The 14062-nt window shown below is 69.7% G+C and carries 14 protein-coding genes and 1 riboswitch; of the genes, 4 read left to right on the forward strand and 10 right to left on the reverse strand.

The features are described 5' to 3' along the window. Positions 1–269: 269 nt before the first annotated feature. The 4 genes from VH569_RS31395 to VH569_RS31410 all read right to left on the reverse strand — a co-directional run bounded on the left by VH569_RS31395 (position 270) and on the right by VH569_RS31410 (position 3530). Positions 270–698, reverse strand: coding sequence for a DUF1489 family protein (locus VH569_RS31395; RefSeq protein ID WP_423320761.1), 429 nt, complete (start codon positions 696–698; stop codon positions 270–272). Positions 699–814: 116 nt separating this feature from the next. Continuing rightward, the gene (locus VH569_RS31400) at positions 815–1705 is read right to left on the reverse strand and encodes an ion channel (protein ID WP_423320762.1); all 891 of its coding nucleotides are present in this window, start codon (positions 1703–1705) and stop codon (positions 815–817) included. Between the two features lie 383 nt (positions 1706–2088). Next, positions 2089–2703 carry a 2-hydroxychromene-2-carboxylate isomerase gene (locus VH569_RS31405; protein ID WP_423320763.1) on the reverse strand — a complete coding sequence of 205 codons (615 nt, stop codon included), beginning with the start codon at positions 2701–2703 and terminating at the stop codon, positions 2089–2091. A 113-nt stretch (positions 2704–2816) separates the two neighbouring features. Next, positions 2817–3530, reverse strand: coding sequence for a response regulator (locus VH569_RS31410; RefSeq protein WP_042696260.1), 714 nt, complete (start codon positions 3528–3530; stop codon positions 2817–2819). Between the two features lie 251 nt (positions 3531–3781). Here VH569_RS31410 and VH569_RS31415 point away from each other — a divergent pair, with 251 nt between their 5' ends. The 3 genes from VH569_RS31415 (at position 3782) to VH569_RS31425 (ending at position 6560) form a co-directional block, all read left to right on the forward strand. Then, positions 3782–3967 (forward strand): hypothetical protein, encoded by a 186-nt coding sequence (locus VH569_RS31415; RefSeq protein ID WP_109052013.1) that lies wholly within the window; start codon positions 3782–3784, stop codon positions 3965–3967. Between the two features lie 51 nt (positions 3968–4018). Further along, positions 4019–4276 (forward strand): hypothetical protein, encoded by a 258-nt coding sequence (locus tag VH569_RS31420; RefSeq protein WP_423320765.1) that lies wholly within the window; start codon positions 4019–4021, stop codon positions 4274–4276. 115 nt (positions 4277–4391) lie between these two features. Further along, the gene (locus tag VH569_RS31425; protein WP_423320766.1) at positions 4392–6560 is read left to right on the forward strand and encodes a hypothetical protein; all 2169 of its coding nucleotides are present in this window, start codon (positions 4392–4394) and stop codon (positions 6558–6560) included. 48 nt (positions 6561–6608) lie between these two features. Here the strand turns inward: VH569_RS31425 and VH569_RS31430 are convergent, their stop codons facing one another. From VH569_RS31430 to thiO, 5 genes are all read right to left on the reverse strand, one after another. Then, the gene (locus VH569_RS31430; protein WP_423320768.1) at positions 6609–7073 is read right to left on the reverse strand and encodes a hypothetical protein; all 465 of its coding nucleotides are present in this window, start codon (positions 7071–7073) and stop codon (positions 6609–6611) included. A 29-nt stretch (positions 7074–7102) separates the two neighbouring features. Further along, positions 7103–7546, reverse strand: coding sequence for a PaaI family thioesterase (locus VH569_RS31435; RefSeq protein WP_376958265.1), 444 nt, complete (start codon positions 7544–7546; stop codon positions 7103–7105). A 161-nt stretch (positions 7547–7707) separates the two neighbouring features. Continuing rightward, positions 7708–8505 (reverse strand): thiazole synthase, encoded by a 798-nt coding sequence (locus tag VH569_RS31440; protein ID WP_423320770.1) that lies wholly within the window; start codon positions 8503–8505, stop codon positions 7708–7710. 120 nt (positions 8506–8625) lie between these two features. Beyond that, positions 8626–8847: a sulfur carrier protein ThiS gene (gene thiS, locus VH569_RS31445; protein WP_423320771.1), complete on the reverse strand. Its 222-nt coding sequence runs from the start codon at positions 8845–8847 to the stop codon at positions 8626–8628. Beyond that, positions 8844–10025, reverse strand: a complete 1182-nt coding sequence (gene thiO, locus VH569_RS31450) for a glycine oxidase ThiO (protein WP_423320772.1) — start codon at positions 10023–10025, stop codon at positions 8844–8846. Before thiO ends, thiS begins: the two co-directional genes overlap by 4 nt. Continuing rightward, a riboswitch (TPP riboswitch) is annotated at positions 10017–10116 on the reverse strand. It overlaps the preceding gene by 9 nt. A gap of 255 nt (positions 10117–10371) precedes the next feature. On the opposite strand from thiO, the gene VH569_RS31455 reads away from it, so the two are divergent. Next, the gene (locus VH569_RS31455; RefSeq protein WP_423320774.1) at positions 10372–12435 is read left to right on the forward strand and encodes a methyl-accepting chemotaxis protein; all 2064 of its coding nucleotides are present in this window, start codon (positions 10372–10374) and stop codon (positions 12433–12435) included. A gap of 20 nt (positions 12436–12455) precedes the next feature. Here VH569_RS31455 and VH569_RS31460 read toward each other — a convergent pair whose 3' ends face one another. Beyond that, positions 12456–14000 (reverse strand): DNA polymerase Y family protein, encoded by a 1545-nt coding sequence (locus VH569_RS31460; RefSeq protein WP_423320775.1) that lies wholly within the window; start codon positions 13998–14000, stop codon positions 12456–12458. Positions 14001–14062 lie beyond the last annotated feature (62 nt).

Genomic DNA, 14062 nt, shown 5'->3' on the forward strand with positions numbered 1-14062 from the left:
CGCAACGCCGAGACGCGTCGCACCGGTCGCTCTTCCGCATCCCCTTTTCGGAGAGGATCGGATCGGAGTGACCGGAGAATTTCGGTCGAAGCCGGAAGATCGAAACCGCTAAGTTGCTGTTTTCTCTTCCGTTTCTGCCGCCAGCGCCGCGCCTCAATCAGCGCCCCGCCGTCGGTGGAGCGGTTTATAGGCGCCCTCCCCCAAACCGCGCAAGCGCTTTTTTCATCGCCTTCTGCTTTTTATGTTCGCTGACCCGACGGATGTTTTCCTCAGAGCAGGCCGAGTTCACGCAGTTCCGCCGCCATGTCGGCCGGCATTTCGTCCCCTACCCCGCCGACGGCGGAGAGATCCTGGGGGGCGGCTTCGGCGGTCAGATAGCGCCAGCCCTGGAAGGGTCGATGCGCGGTCGGCACCGTCTGTACCCGGTCGGAGGCGAGGTGCAGGGTGCAATAGCTCTCCCCCTCCTCGTCGGTATCGGTGTCGATGGCGAGGATGGGCTGGCGCACCAGGACGCTGCCCTTGATCACCCAATAGATCGATCCGCCGGCCAACAGCTCGTCGCCGCGCTTGGGCAGGCGGCGGGTGTAGACGGGGATGCGGGTCTGGCCACCGGCGGTTACGGCGCGGCGGTCCTGAAGCTCCGCCAGATGGTCGAGGTCACGGACGCCGACGGCGAGCTTGATCAGATGGAGAGGCATGGAGGCTGCAAGGTCTCTGACAGGAGGGACGGAACCGCGCCCAGCATAGCGCGCCTCCTGACATAGTGCGTTATGCCGGATTGTCCCGCAGCCCGGAGCGCGGAACGGATCTGTGTTCAGAGCGGATCGTTGCGGTCCGACCGGCCGGTCGGGCGGGCATGGCCGATGATGGCGCTGAAGCCGAACAGCAGAAGCAGCACGCCCATGACGATCTCGATGCCGCAGACCAGGCGGACCACTCCGGACACCGGGTGGATGTCGCCATAGCCGACGGTGGCGAAGGTCACGATGGAGAAATAGATGCCCTCGGCGAAGGTGATGTCGCGCCTGACACCCTCGATCACGAAGTTCGGTTCCGCCATGAAGCGGTCCATGATGGTGTAGATGGCGCCGAACAGGATGATGCAGAGCGAATAGAAGGTCAGGAAGGCGAAGGCCGGCAGGACCAGACGGGCCGATTGCTGGAAAAAGCCTTCGAACAGCAGGCCGGCGTCGAGCAGGAAGATGGCGATGTCGCGCGACACCAGGACGACGATGGCGGCGATGGCCGACATGGCCAGCAGGAAGATCGCGCCGATGGCCTGGGTGTCCATGTCCTGTTCGGGCACCAGGAAGGTCAGGGCGCCGATGCCCCAGACCGGTGCCATCCACAGGAAGACGCGGTCGAAATGGCCGCCTTCCCGCAACCGCCTGGACATCACGATCCGACGGATGTCCTCCGCCCGCCACCATGCGCCGCCGAGGAAGGCGACCAGCGGCAGGACGAAGGCAATCGCCTGGATCAGCGGGCTGATGTTGTGGAAATTGCTTTCGGCGAAAAAGACGAAGATGCAGGCATAGACGCCGATGAAGTTGGTCAAAGCCAGGGTGAAGAACTGGCTGCCTGGAAACAGATAGTGGAAGGCGCCGACCACCAGCCCGACCGACCCCAGCAGGACGAAGGTCAGGTCGCCCGACACCGACCGGATCGACAGGGCGATCAGGCCGAGCAGCAGAGCCGTCAGCAACGCCCCGCCCAGCCAGGACTTCGACGCCCCCCGGCCCGCGTGCCCACCCCCGTGATTCCCGTGCGAACCGCCGGGCGGGACTGCCGGGGGCGGGCTGGAGGTCCGGGGACGGCGGTCGGGAACGATCTGATCCATGGGGCGGTAAACCGAAACGAGAGCAGGCACCGCGGCCGGCGCCCAACCGAAAGTCTTAGATCGGATCGCGTAAAATCGGAATCGATTTGAAGCGTGAATCTGATCGTCAAACATAAAGCTATAGCTCCGGGCGTTTCATAGTAAACGCACGGAGCTATAGCTCATGGTTATAGCGGCTTGCCGGCCCCGACCGTCAGCACTTTCCGCCCCCGGATGACGATCCGGAGGCCCGGCTTTACCGGACGCCCTTACCAGCCGCCGGTGGCGAGCCAGCGGTCGACCATGTCGAGCCGGTCCCAGCCCCAGAAGGGCTCGCCATCGACGATGAAGAAGGGCGAGCCGAAGACGCCGCGCTCCACCGCATCGTCGACCTCGCTGCGCAGCCGGTCCTTGACCGCCGGATCCTGGATGGCAGCGGTCACCGCGGTGCGGTCGATGCCGAGACTGCCCAGCGTCTTCGCCGCGATCTCCGCCACCGTGTCGGCGGAGCCGATGTCCTGCCCCTCGCCGAAATGGGCGTGATAGATCGCGCGGGCCAGCAGCTTGGCCTGTTCAGGATGCTCGTCGGCCAGCCAGTAGAAGGCGCGCGAGGCGGCGACGCCATTGGCCGGGGCCGAATCGGGGAAGGTGAAGGGCGCGCCGGTCAGGCGGGCGATGCGTCCGACATCCTGGGTCAGATACTCGCCGCGCAGGGGCTGCTCCAGGTTCGGCTTCATGCCCGTCACCTTGAAGATGGCGCCGAGCAGGACCGGGTGCCAGATGACGGTGCGGCCATGCTTCGCCGCCAGCTCGTCGATGCGCAGGCTGGCGAAGTAACCGTAGGGCGAGCCGAAGTCGAAATAGAAATCGATGGGATCAGACACGCGCGTTTCCTCTCCGGCAGGTTTTCAGGAAAGGCTAACGCGGGTGTGGGAAGGCGTCCAGGGGGCGTCCGGGGCAGCTGGGGGAGGAAGGCCGGACGGGCACCGTGGACCCGTCAGACGGTGCGGACCTTGGCGTCGAAGACGTAGCCGGCACCACGCTCGGTCTTGATGATGCGGGGTTCCTTCGGATTCGCCTCGATCTTGCGGCGCAGGCGCAGGATCAGCACGTCGATGGAGCGGTCGAACACCTCCGCCCCGTCGACCCGCGTGAGGTCGAGCAGCTGGTCACGGGTCAGCACCCGCTGCGGCCGCTTGACGAAGGCCGCCAGCAGGCCGAACTCCGCCTTGGTCAGCTCCACCTCGCGCCCCTCCTGCCCGCGCAGACGCTGGGCTGTGAGGTCGAGTTCCCAGTTGGCGAACTGCACGACGGCGCGCAGCTCTTCCGGGCTGCGGGCCGGGCGGGCGTCGTTGGAGACGCGGCGCAGCACCGCCTTGATGCGGGCCAGCAGTTCGCGCGGGTTGAAGGGCTTGGTCAGGTAATCGTCGGCGCCCAGCTCCAGCCCGACGATGCGGTCGACATCCTGGTCCTTGGAGGACAGGATGATGACGGGGATCTGCGATTCGGTGCGGATCTGGCGGACAAGCCCCAGACCGTCGCCGTCGGGCAGACGCAGGTCGCAGACCACGAGATCGACAGGCTCGCCATCCAGGGCCTGCCGGGCCGATGCGGTATCCTGCGCCGTCGTGACCCGGTACCCCTCTCCTGCCAGATATGAGGCCAAAAGCTCCCGAATCGGCTCGTCGTCGTCGACCGCGAGAATATGCATGCCTGTTACCTCCCCAAACCTTCTTATCTCACGCGCGAGCGCCACGCAATGCGTTACAACCCCGTAACAGCCGCGGCTCTTTCGCCCACCGCATGAGTTGGTTGAAACCCCCTGCCGCTCCAGCGACATAAAAATACCCTTGCGCAGACATTAACCAGAAACACGTTGCGGTTTAAATCCAGACCATCGAACAGGGGACGGTTGCCCGCCACGGAGCGCCGGACCAATGCCGTGATGGGGAATGCGCCGCCATGTCGAACATCGATCATTGCCTGGAGCGTCTGGCCCTGCTCGACCGCGCCGACCGTCTGCTGAACGAGGTGCGGGTCTATGGGCAGCATGGCCCGATCCGCGAAACGCTGGCGCAGCACCGGCTGCTGCTGGGCGAGGCGAGGCGCCATCTCGATTCGGCGCGCTCGGTCGGGCGGCCGGGCTAACGGCCGGGTCGAACGACAGGCCCCCAAAAAGACTGGGACAAGACAACGATCATGTCCGGCTGCACCGTCCCGGCACTGCCGATGCCGCAACAGCGCGGCGCATCGCACGCCCCGGCCCACTCCCCGGCCCACATCAGGACCGCAAGGCGCCTGCCCGCCGACGGCAACCGCCGTCCGGTGGCGGAACGTTGCAGCCACCATCAGGGCTGCAATCCGGGTTGCGCGCCGAACGTGGCACAGGTCACGGCCCATAACAGCGCGCCGCTGTGGCGCACGATGATGGAACGCTGGCTGACGGCGGCGCCCTGACGCACGGGCCCCACCCTGCCGGCCTTATCCGACCCCTCCGGTAACGCTCTCCCTAATCCCGCCCGAATTCGCGCTTATGCCGACGGTCGGGAGCAACAGAACCTGAGAGACAATCATGACCCGTGCCATCCTTCTCGCCTCCACCGCCCTGCTGATGGCGGCCCCGGCCGCCTGGGCCGCGGCGGACGGACCAACCGGCGGGCAACTGGCGCTGACGCGGGTTCTGCTGTCCACCGGCGGCGTCGGCTATTTCGAATATGAGGCGACGGTCAGCGGCGATGCAGACCTGTCGCTGGAGGTCCGGCGCGATCAAGTCGACGACGTGCTGAAAAGCATCGTCGTCTATGACGACAAGGGCGGCGTCGGCACCATCGGGCTGCCCGGCGCCGAACCGCTGGACACCGCCTTCCGCGAACTGCCCTTCTCGGCGGGTGACCTCACTTCGCCCGCCGCTCTGCTGAACGCGATGCGCGGGGCGGAGGTGACGTCCGGCGGCTCCCGCCAGCTGACCGGCCGGCTGATGTCGGTGACGGAGGAGACGGTGCGGCTGCCGGGCGGCGACGGCGCCACCGCCACGCGCCACCGGGTGACGCTGATGACCGCCGACGGCCTGCGCCAGCTGGTGCTGGAGGAGGCCGATGCCCTGCGCTTCACCGATCCGGCGGTGCAGGCCCAGATCGACCGGGCGCTGTCGGCAGTGGCGGACAATGCCCGGCGCGAGCGGCGGCAGCTGACCGTGCACAGCCGGGCGCCGCAAGGGGCGCCGCAGGACGGCCAAACCGCCGGCGAGCGGCGGGTCCGGGTCGGCTATGTCGCGGAGATGCCGCTGTGGAAGGCGACCTACCGGCTCAGCATGACACAGGGCGGGCAGCCGCAAACCGGAGCGGCGAAGGAGGGCAGCGGCGCCCTGCAGGGCTGGGCGGTGCTGGAGAATCTCAGCGGCGAGGATTGGAAGGGCGTCGATCTGACGGTGGTGTCCGGCAACCCGGTCACCCTGCGCCAGGCGCTCTACACCCCCTACTTCGTCGAACGGCCCGAGGTGCCGGTGGAGGTGCTGGGCCGGGTGCTGCCGACGGCGGACGAGGGCACGGTGACGCTGAACGATGCCCATCCGGCGATGCGGGCGCAGTCGGAAGCCTCGCGCGCCGCGGCGCCGCCCGCCGGGGCGATGGCCGCTCCTCCGCCCCCCGCACCGGCCATGGCACCGGCGCCGATGGGCGAGCCGCTGGCGAAGGTCGCGCCCTACGGCAGCGCCGCCGGGACTCCGGCGATGGCCGCGGTGCGCGGTGCCGATGCCGGTGCTTCGGAAGGCGCCCAGGTGCTGTTCCATTACCCGCAACCGGTCAGCGTGCCGAACGGCGGGACGCTGATGATGCCGATCGCCGTCCGCAGCCTGCCGGTCGAGCGGGTGGCGCTCTACCAGCCGGGCACCGATGCCCGCCACCCGCTGGCATCGCTGCGGCTGCGCAACGACGGCGACACCGCCCTGCCGCCGGGGCTGCTGACCTTCTACGACCGCACTGGCGGTGCCGGGGCGGAGACCAGCGCCTATGTCGGCGACGCGCGCATGGCGACCCTGCCGGCGGGCGACAGCCGCCTGCTCTCCTTCGCCGTCGATCAGGCGGTGACCATCGACCGCGAGGAGAAGCCGAGCCGCCGGCTGTCCCGCGCCGCCCTTGCGGACGGCGTGCTGACCCTGTCGGTCACCGACCGGCAGAGCACCACCTACACGGTGGCGGGCGCCCCGGACGCCGACCGCAGCGTGGTGATCGAGCATCCGCGCCGTCCCGGCTGGGACCTCGCCGAGCCGGCGGACGGCAAGCCGGAGGCGACGGCCGGCGCCTACCGCCTGCCGCTGGCGGTGCCGGCCGGCAAGACGGTGACGCTGACCGCGACGCTGGAACGGCCGCGGCAGGAACGGATCGTGCTGACCGATCTGAGCGCCGACCAGATCGCCGCCCGCGCCTCCGCCCCCGAACTGCCGCCGGAGGTGCGTCAGGCGCTGACCACGCTGGCCGGCCTGCGGTCCGCCGTCGCCGAGAAGGAGCGCCGCATCGCCGAACTGGAGCGCGAGCGGACCGAGCGCATCGCCGACCAGGACCGGCTGCGCGAGAACCTGAAGGCCCTGCCGGCCGGCAGCGACCTGCACAAGCGCACGCTGGCGAAGATGGCGGAGGCGGAAAACCGGCTGGACGGCCTGGCCCGCGACCTGACCACCGCCCGCACCGAGGCGGAAGCGGCGCGGCAGACCTTGCGGGAGCGGGTGAAGGCTTTGGCGATCTGAAGAGATGAGGGGGGCGGGTTCCTCCGCCCCCCTTTCAGGCTTACGTTCTTACAGCGTCGTCGCGCTGCAATAGGCCCAGTCCTCGCCCTGCAGGCCGAAGAAGGCGGCGACCGGCTTGCCGCTGGACCGGTCGACGACGACGCGGAAGCGGCTGCCGGTGCAGGTGCCCTGGGTCTGCTTGGCGACGGGGACCTTGACGTGCTTGGACTTCAGGCAGGCTTCCGACATCTTCGGCGGGTTGGCCGGGCCGTCCACCTTCTTGCCGTTCAGCACCATGTAGTAAGTGGTCGCCTGCCCGCCCTTGACGTCGGCCTTCACCTCGATCTTGCCGAAGCGCGACTTGTAGAGGCCGGCATCCTGTTCGCCGTCCGGCGCGCCGCTGGGCAGCGAGCGGAAGGAGATGGCGGCGCAGGAGGGCGGGTCCTTGGCCTCGGCCGGGGCGGCGGCCAGAACGGCGATGCCGCCGGCCAGCAGCAGGGCGGCAGGCACGGACAACAGACGGGCAGACAGCATGGAAAAGCCCTTTCGAACCGGTTGAAACGTCATTTCGGCATCACGCAGAAGGTGGTCTGCTGCATCAGGGCGCAGTCCTTCTCGACGCCGCCGTCCAGCATCGACACCTCGACCTGGGTGATGACCAGGGTGCGGCCCGGCTTCACCACGCGGGCGCGGGCGATCATGACGTCGCCCTTGGCCGGCGACATCAGGTTGATCTTGAACTCCACCGCCAGCACTTCCGCCCCGGCCGGCATCAGGCTCAGCGCCGCATAGCCGCCGGCATTGTCGGCCAGCGTGCTGACCATGCCGGCATGGAAGAAGCCGTGCTGCTGCGTCAGGTCGGCACGGAAGGGCAAGCGCATCTCGCAGAAGCCCGGCTCCATCGCCGCCAGTTCGATGCCGAGCGTCTTGCAGATCGGCTGCTGTTCGAAGGACGCGAAGCAGCGCGCCTTCCAGTCGGGAGTGCGGGGTTCGAAAATGGCGGGCAAGGGAAGGGTCTCCGGCAGAGGGGTGCCAAGGGGGAGGGGCGCCAAGGGAGGCGGTGCGCCACAGCCTGCGTCAGCCGCCCCGCCGGATCAAGCGGCCGAACGGAGTGCGCGTCACCTTGCCCACCTCGGCCGCCCTCCGGTTGCTCCGCAATTGGCCGGTATCAGCCGCCGATCAGGCCCATCTGCGGGCTGGACGGTTCGGCATGGGCGCGCATCGGCATGCGGCCGGCCAGATGGGCGGCGCGGCCGGCATTGACCGCGTCGCGCATCGCCGCCGCCATCCGCACCGGGTCGCGCGCCTTCGACACCGCGGTGTTCAGCAGAACGGCGGCGCAGCCAAGCTCCATCGCCAGCGCCGCGTCGGACGCGGTGCCGATGCCGGCATCCAGCACCACCGGCACCGGGCTGCGGGCGCAGATCGTCTCGATGGCGTGCGGGTTGCGGATGCCCATGCCGGAGCCGATGAAGGCCCCCAGCGGCATCACCGCCGCCGCCCCCAGGTCGGCCAGCTTGCGGCAGGTCACCGGATCGTCGTTGCAATAGGGCAGCACGACGAAGCCGTCATTCACCAGCTCCTCGGTGGCGCGCAGCAACTCCTCCACGTCGGGATAAAGCAGTTCGCGGTCGCCGATGACCTCCAGCTTGATCCAGGACGTGTCCAGCGCCTCGCGCGACAGCTGGGCGGTCAGCACGGCCTCCTTTGCGGTCATGCAGCCGGCGGTGTTGGGCAGCAGCCCGACCGGCCCGTTCGGGCGCCGGGCGGTGGCGCGGGCCAGCACGTCGACGAGGCTTTCCGAATAGCCGTCCAGGCTGATGCGGCGGATCGCCAGCGTGACCAGTTCGCTGCCGCTGGCCGCCAGCGCGTCGAGCATCACCTGCTGGTTCGGATAGCCGGCAGTGCCGAGGAACAGCCGCGAGCCGAGGCTGCGCCCGGCGATGGTGAGGGTGTCGGTGGGCATGGGGAGAGCCTTTTGCAAAAGCCCTCTCCTCTGACTGGCCTGGGGAATTCCCCCTCTCCCCCGGGGGGGGGGGGAGAGGGGATCCTTCCCGGGCTGGTCACGGGAGAGGGAAATTCAGGGTCAGCCGCCCTGGATGGGGCGGACGATTTCCAGGCTGTCGCCGGGCTGAAGCGGAGTCTCCGGCCAGCGGCGGCGGGGGACCACGGCGCCGTTCAGAGCGACCGCGACGCCGAGTGTTCCGGCGGCGATGCCGCGCCCGGCCAGGAACTCGGCGACGGAGGCGGCGGACAGCGGCTCTTCGCGGCCGTTGACGCGGATGGCTTCACGTGAAACGGCGGTCATGCGGCGGCTCCCGCGGCGACGAAGCGGTCGGCGGCGAAGGGGCGCAGCAGCGGGTCGGTCTCGCCGGTCAGCACCAGACGGGCGATGCCGTCGGCGGTCACCGGGGTCAGCAGGATGCCGTTGCGGTGGTGGCCAGTGGCGTGGATCAGGCCGGGAATGCCGCTCTCGCCCAGGATCGGCGCATCGTCACGGCTGCCGGGACGGAAACCCGCCCACGCTTCCTCGATGGGCAGCTCGGCGATGCCCGGCAGCGCCCGCCACGCTCCTTCCAGCAGGGCGAACTGGCCGCCGGCGGTCAGGCGGTCGTCGAAGCCGCGCTCCTCCGTCGTGGCGCCGATCAGCAGCCGGCCGTCCAGCCGCGGGATCAGGTAGGTGCCGGGCGTCCACACCACATGGCGCAGCAGCGGCTGACGGGGGTCCATGCGCAGGCAGACCATCTGCCCCTTCACCGGACGTACCGGCGGCTTCGCGGCGGGCGGCAGCCCAGGCACCCCGGCCGACCACGCCCCGGCGGCCAGCACCACCTGGTCGGCCCGGTGCAGCGTCTCAGCCAACCGCACCCCGACGGCGCGCCCGCCCTCCACCGCCAGCGCCACCTCGCCGCACCGCTCATGCAGATGGGCGCCGGCAGCCTCGGCGGCGCGGCGCAAGGCGGCTGCGACCTTGCGGTTGTCGACCTGATGGTCGCCGGCACAGAACAGGGCGCCGGCAACACCCGGTTGCAGGAAGGGTTCGCGCCGCCGCACCTCGGCCCCGTTGAGCCACTCCACCGGCAATCCCAGATCGCGCTGGAACCCGTGCAGGAAGCGGACCTTCGCGGCATCGTCGGCGGTCAGCGCGATGACCATCGTGCCTTCGCTGCGCAGGTCGACGGCCATGCCGCTCGCCGCTTCGAGATCGCGGGCGAAGTCCGGCCACAGGGCCTGCGACGCGCGGGTCAGCGGCAGCAGCCCCTCCTCACCCGGCTCGGTTTCGACACAGGCGGCCAGCATGCCGCCGGCGGCATGGGTGGCGCCGCGCCCGGCCTCCCCCCGCTCGAAGACATCGACGCGGCAGCCGGCCGACGCCAGCCTCCAGGCGATGGCGAGGCCGATGCAACCGGCGCCGATGACAGCAACGGAAGGACGGAGTCCCGGCGCGGAAACGGAATATGGATGCGGTTCTGGCGCATGGATCATGCGGCGGCTCCCTTCGCTGGAATTACCCAGACAGGTTCGATGGGTGTGTTCTCAGCCGCGCGACCACCGCACGGCACCCCAGGCCTATGGATTGCCTTATGCCAATGTTCCGCTGGCCCCACAAGCGGAATCGACCGTCGCCCGGCCCGCCGCATCTGCCTGCAGCCCAACCAGACGATGGATGCGGCGACAGGCCGCAGCCGGATACGGAGTCCCCCCGACAGGAAACGCTACCAATCGGCAGCTAAATTGTCGGCAAAATGAGCCATACCCGGGCACTCACAGCAGAAAACGGGCGCCGCCAATGCGCGGGATGAACAACAAAGACGACCGAGGATTCGCCAGCATGCTGTCTTTCTTCCGCTCGGACTCCCCGACCTCCCCCGTCCCCGGCACCCCGGTCGGCACCCCAGCCGGCAGGTCCGAACCGGCAGCGCACGCCGCCGGACCGGCGGAACAGCCGATCCGCAGCCTGTGCCTGCCGGCGGGGCAGATCGGTGCCGCGGCGCTGGACGGGCTGAGTTTCGCCGCCGGGGCGCCGGCGCTGGTCGTCGGCTTCGTGTCGCCGCATGTCGATTTTGCCGCCACCGCGCGGGCGGTCCGCTCCGCCCTGCCGGCGGCGACCCAGCTGGTGCTGGTCTCCACCGCGGGCGAACTGTGCGCGACCGAGGGCCAGCCGCTCTACCGCAAGGCCGGTGACCGCTGGGACAGCGTGGTGCTGCAATCCTTCAGCCCGCGCCTGCTCGCCGGGGTCAGCATCCAGTCGGTCCCGCTGCATTGCGACGACCTGCGCGGCGGCCGCCCGACGCGCGACGTGCCGGCCCGGGTTGAGGCGATCCGCGGCGAGCTCGACCGCATCCGCGTCCCCTTCCCCGTCGACAGCCACGACACGGTGGCGCTGACCTTCATCGACGGGCTGTCGGCCAGCGAAAGCTGGTTCATGGAGGCGGTCTACCGCTCCGGCCATTTCCCCTGCCTGTTCATCGGCGGCTCGGCCGGCGGCAAGCTCGACTTCCGCAACACCCATCTGTTCGACGGCCAGCGCGTGCTGGAGAACGTGGCGGTGACGATCTTCCTGAAGATGGCGCCCGGCATCCGCTACGGCATCTTCAAGTCGCAGAATTTCCGGCCGACCCAGACCCGCTTCGCCGTGGTCGACGCCGACCCGATGCGCCGCATCGTGCGCAGCGTGATCGACCGCGACGGCTTCGAGGTCGTCGGCTTCATCGACGCGCTCGCCAAATCCCTGCGCTGCAAGCCGCAGGAGTTGCCGGGCAAGCTGGCGAAGAACACCTTCGCCATCGAGATGGAGGGAGAGCTGTTCGTCCGCTCCATCTCCGGCTTCGATTTCGAGAAGGGGGAGGTCGCCTTCTACTGCGACGTCAATCCCGGCGACTCGCTGTGCCTGGTGGAGGCGACCGACTTCGTCCGCCAGACGGAGGACGACCTCTCGGCCTATCTGCGCAACAAGCCGCGGCCGGTCGGCGCCATCCTGAACGACTGCATCCTGCGCCGGCTGAACAACCCCGACCAGCTGTCGCGGGTCCATGCCTTCGACGGGCTGGCCGCCGCCGGCTTCTCCACCTTCGGCGAGCTGCTGGGCATCAACATCAACCAGACCCTGTCGGCGCTGATGTTCTTCGAGGTGCCGCCCGGCGCCGCCTTCTCCGACGACATGGTCGACCGTTTCCCGGTGCATTACGCCCGGTTCCAGAGCTATTTCATCGCCACCCGCTACAACCGGCTGGAGCTGCTGAGCCGCATCCGCAACAGCGTGATCGAGCGGATGCACAGCTATCTCGACGCGCTGGTGACGCTGACCGGCGGCGTGCAGGAGACCGCCAGCTATGCCGCGCGCATCGGCGGCTCGATGTCGGCGATCGAGGCGACGCTGAACCGCCACGCCACTCTGTTCGACGGCCACGCCGACCGCAAGGAGGCGCTGGTCCGCGAATTCAACCAGCTGTCCACGGTGGTGAAGAGCATCGAGAAGGTGCTGGCGGTGATCGACGGCATCGCCAGCCAGACCAACCTGCTGGCGCTCAACGCCACCATCGAGGCCGCCCGTGCGGGAGAGGCCGGAAAGGGCTTCGCCGTGGTGGCGGCGGAGGTGCGCAAGCTGGCCAACGACACCAAGCAGACGCTGGCCGACACCCGCCGCGCCATCGACCAGGTGGTGACCTCCGTCCGCTCCGTCGGCGGCCAGCTCGACGACACCAGCGCCCGCATGGACGAGGCCGCCACCGCCTCGCAGGAGTTGCAGACCGACATCCATGGGGTGATCGATGAGGTGGAGGGCGCCCAGAAGGCCATCGAAGGCCGCCTGTCCGACATGAACGATCATGCCCGCCGCATGGAGGACATCAACCGCTACATCGCCTTCCTGAAGCAGCTCGACCGGGCGGGGTGAGCGGGCGGCGGCCCGACACCTCACGCCAAAAACCCGTGCAGGAACCAGCGCGGGGTCTCGTCAGGGCAGTACAGGCCGGCGCGGAACAGCCAGAACCGCCGGCCGCCGTCATCCTCCACACGGTAATAGTCGCGCACCGCCGGCCCCAGCGACCCTTGCCCACGCCACCATTCGCATTCGATGCGCTCCGGCCCCTCGGCCCGGCGCACACGGTGGGGCACGCCGCGCCAGACGAACAGCAGCGGCGGGTCGTCGGGCAGCGGGGCGGTGGCCTCAACCGGCTCGGGCGGGGTCAGCAGGCGCAGGGGGCGCGGTTGCCCGGCGGGCCAGGGCTTCGGCGCCGGCAGGCGCTCCATCGGCGGATGCGGCGCCACGCAGCGCTCCGGCAGCCAGCTTTCCCGCGGCACCAGCCGCAGCACCGCCCGTTCCCCCAGCCGCAGCGTCAGCCGGTCGACCAGTTCGGCCAGTTGGTCGTCATTCCCCTGATCGCCGGCCTCCCCTCCGTCGATTGCAGTCTGGACGGCGGACAGCGGTCCCGTCTCGGTCGCCGACAGCACCAGGGTTTCCAGCCCCGGCCCCGGCTCGATGCGCTCGAGCAGCGGGGCGAACAGCCGGGCAAGAGCCACCGGGTCGCGGGTCGGGCGGCTGGTGCCGAGCGTCAGGCTCTGCGGTTCGTCGTCCACCCGCTGGTCGGTGCGGTGGGCATCCAGCCGCAGCCGGCGCGCCCCCTGCCCCGCCGCCTCCAGCCCCTTGCACAGCCTCCCCAGCAGATGGCGCAGCGCCCCGGCAATCGATTCGGGCGTGGCGATCGGTTCGGCGAAGGTCAGGCGCTCGCGATGGTCCGGCACCGGCCGGCGAGGGGAGATCGGCTCGTCCAGCCGGCCGAAGGCCTGATCGTACCGTTGCATCAACCCGGCTCCGAACCGCGCCGCCAGCCCCGCCCGCGGCATGGCATGCAGGTCGCCGATCCGGCGCAGGCCCAGCGCATGCAGCCCCTCCACCGTCTCCGCCGGCAACCGCAGGGCAGAGAGCGGCAGGCCGTCCAACGCCTCACGACGACGCTGCTCCGGACTGCCGAACCGCACCAGCCCCCAGGCGGCGGCCGGGGTGTCGGCGATGGCGGCGCGGGCGGCGAAGCCGGCGGCGCGCAGCCGGCCGGTCAGGTCGGCGGCCAGCGCCGGCTCGCCCCCAAAGAGATGGGCGCAGCCGGTGAGGTCGATCACCACCCCGTCCGGTTCGTCCGCCGCGGTCCAGGGGCTGTAGCGCCGCGCCCAGTCGGCAATGCGGCCGAGCAGGGCCGAATCGGCCTCCGGCGTCGCCTCCGCCGCCTCCAGCGTCGGTTCCAGTGCACGGGCATCGCTGAGGGTGTGGCCGGGAGCGATGCCCAGCATTGCCGCCGCCCGGTTGACCGCGACCACTACCCGCCGCTGGCGCTCCGTCCGCAGCAGGACGAGGGGGCGTGCGCGCACCTCCGGCGGCATGAGCCGTTCCCGCGCGTCGGTCGGCAGACGCGGCAGCCACAGAGCGAGGATGCGGCGCTTGGTTCTCTCTGCTCCGCGGACCAATCCCTCTCCCCTCGATCGCTAAGAACAAACAAAGAACATTCTAGCGCTGACTTGGCCGCATG

This window comes from Azospirillum sp. 11R-A, assembly GCF_049472615.1.
Taxonomy (GTDB): domain Bacteria; phylum Pseudomonadota; class Alphaproteobacteria; order Azospirillales; family Azospirillaceae; genus Azospirillum; species Azospirillum palustre.

Bases quoted from the DNA above. Each gene is read 5' to 3' on its own strand.
- VH569_RS31395 (WP_423320761.1), bottom strand. From the start codon at position 698: ATGCCTCTCCATCTGATCAAGCTCGCCGTCGGCGTCCGTGACCTCGAC.
- VH569_RS31410 (WP_042696260.1), bottom strand. From the start codon at position 3,530: ATGCATATTCTCGCGGTCGACGACGACGAGCCGATTCGGGAGCTTTTG.
- VH569_RS31415 (WP_109052013.1), top strand. From the start codon at position 3,782: ATGTCGAACATCGATCATTGCCTGGAGCGTCTGGCCCTGCTCGACCGC.
- VH569_RS31420 (WP_423320765.1), top strand. From the start codon at position 4,019: ATGTCCGGCTGCACCGTCCCGGCACTGCCGATGCCGCAACAGCGCGGC.
- VH569_RS31425 (WP_423320766.1), top strand. From the start codon at position 4,392: ATGACCCGTGCCATCCTTCTCGCCTCCACCGCCCTGCTGATGGCGGCC.
- VH569_RS31430 (WP_423320768.1), bottom strand. From the start codon at position 7,073: ATGCTGTCTGCCCGTCTGTTGTCCGTGCCTGCCGCCCTGCTGCTGGCC.
- VH569_RS31440 (WP_423320770.1), bottom strand. From the start codon at position 8,505: ATGCCCACCGACACCCTCACCATCGCCGGGCGCAGCCTCGGCTCGCGG.
- thiS (WP_423320771.1), bottom strand. From the start codon at position 8,847: ATGACCGCCGTTTCACGTGAAGCCATCCGCGTCAACGGCCGCGAAGAG.
- thiO (WP_423320772.1), bottom strand. From the start codon at position 10,025: ATGATCCATGCGCCAGAACCGCATCCATATTCCGTTTCCGCGCCGGGA.
- VH569_RS31455 (WP_423320774.1), top strand. From the start codon at position 10,372: ATGCTGTCTTTCTTCCGCTCGGACTCCCCGACCTCCCCCGTCCCCGGC.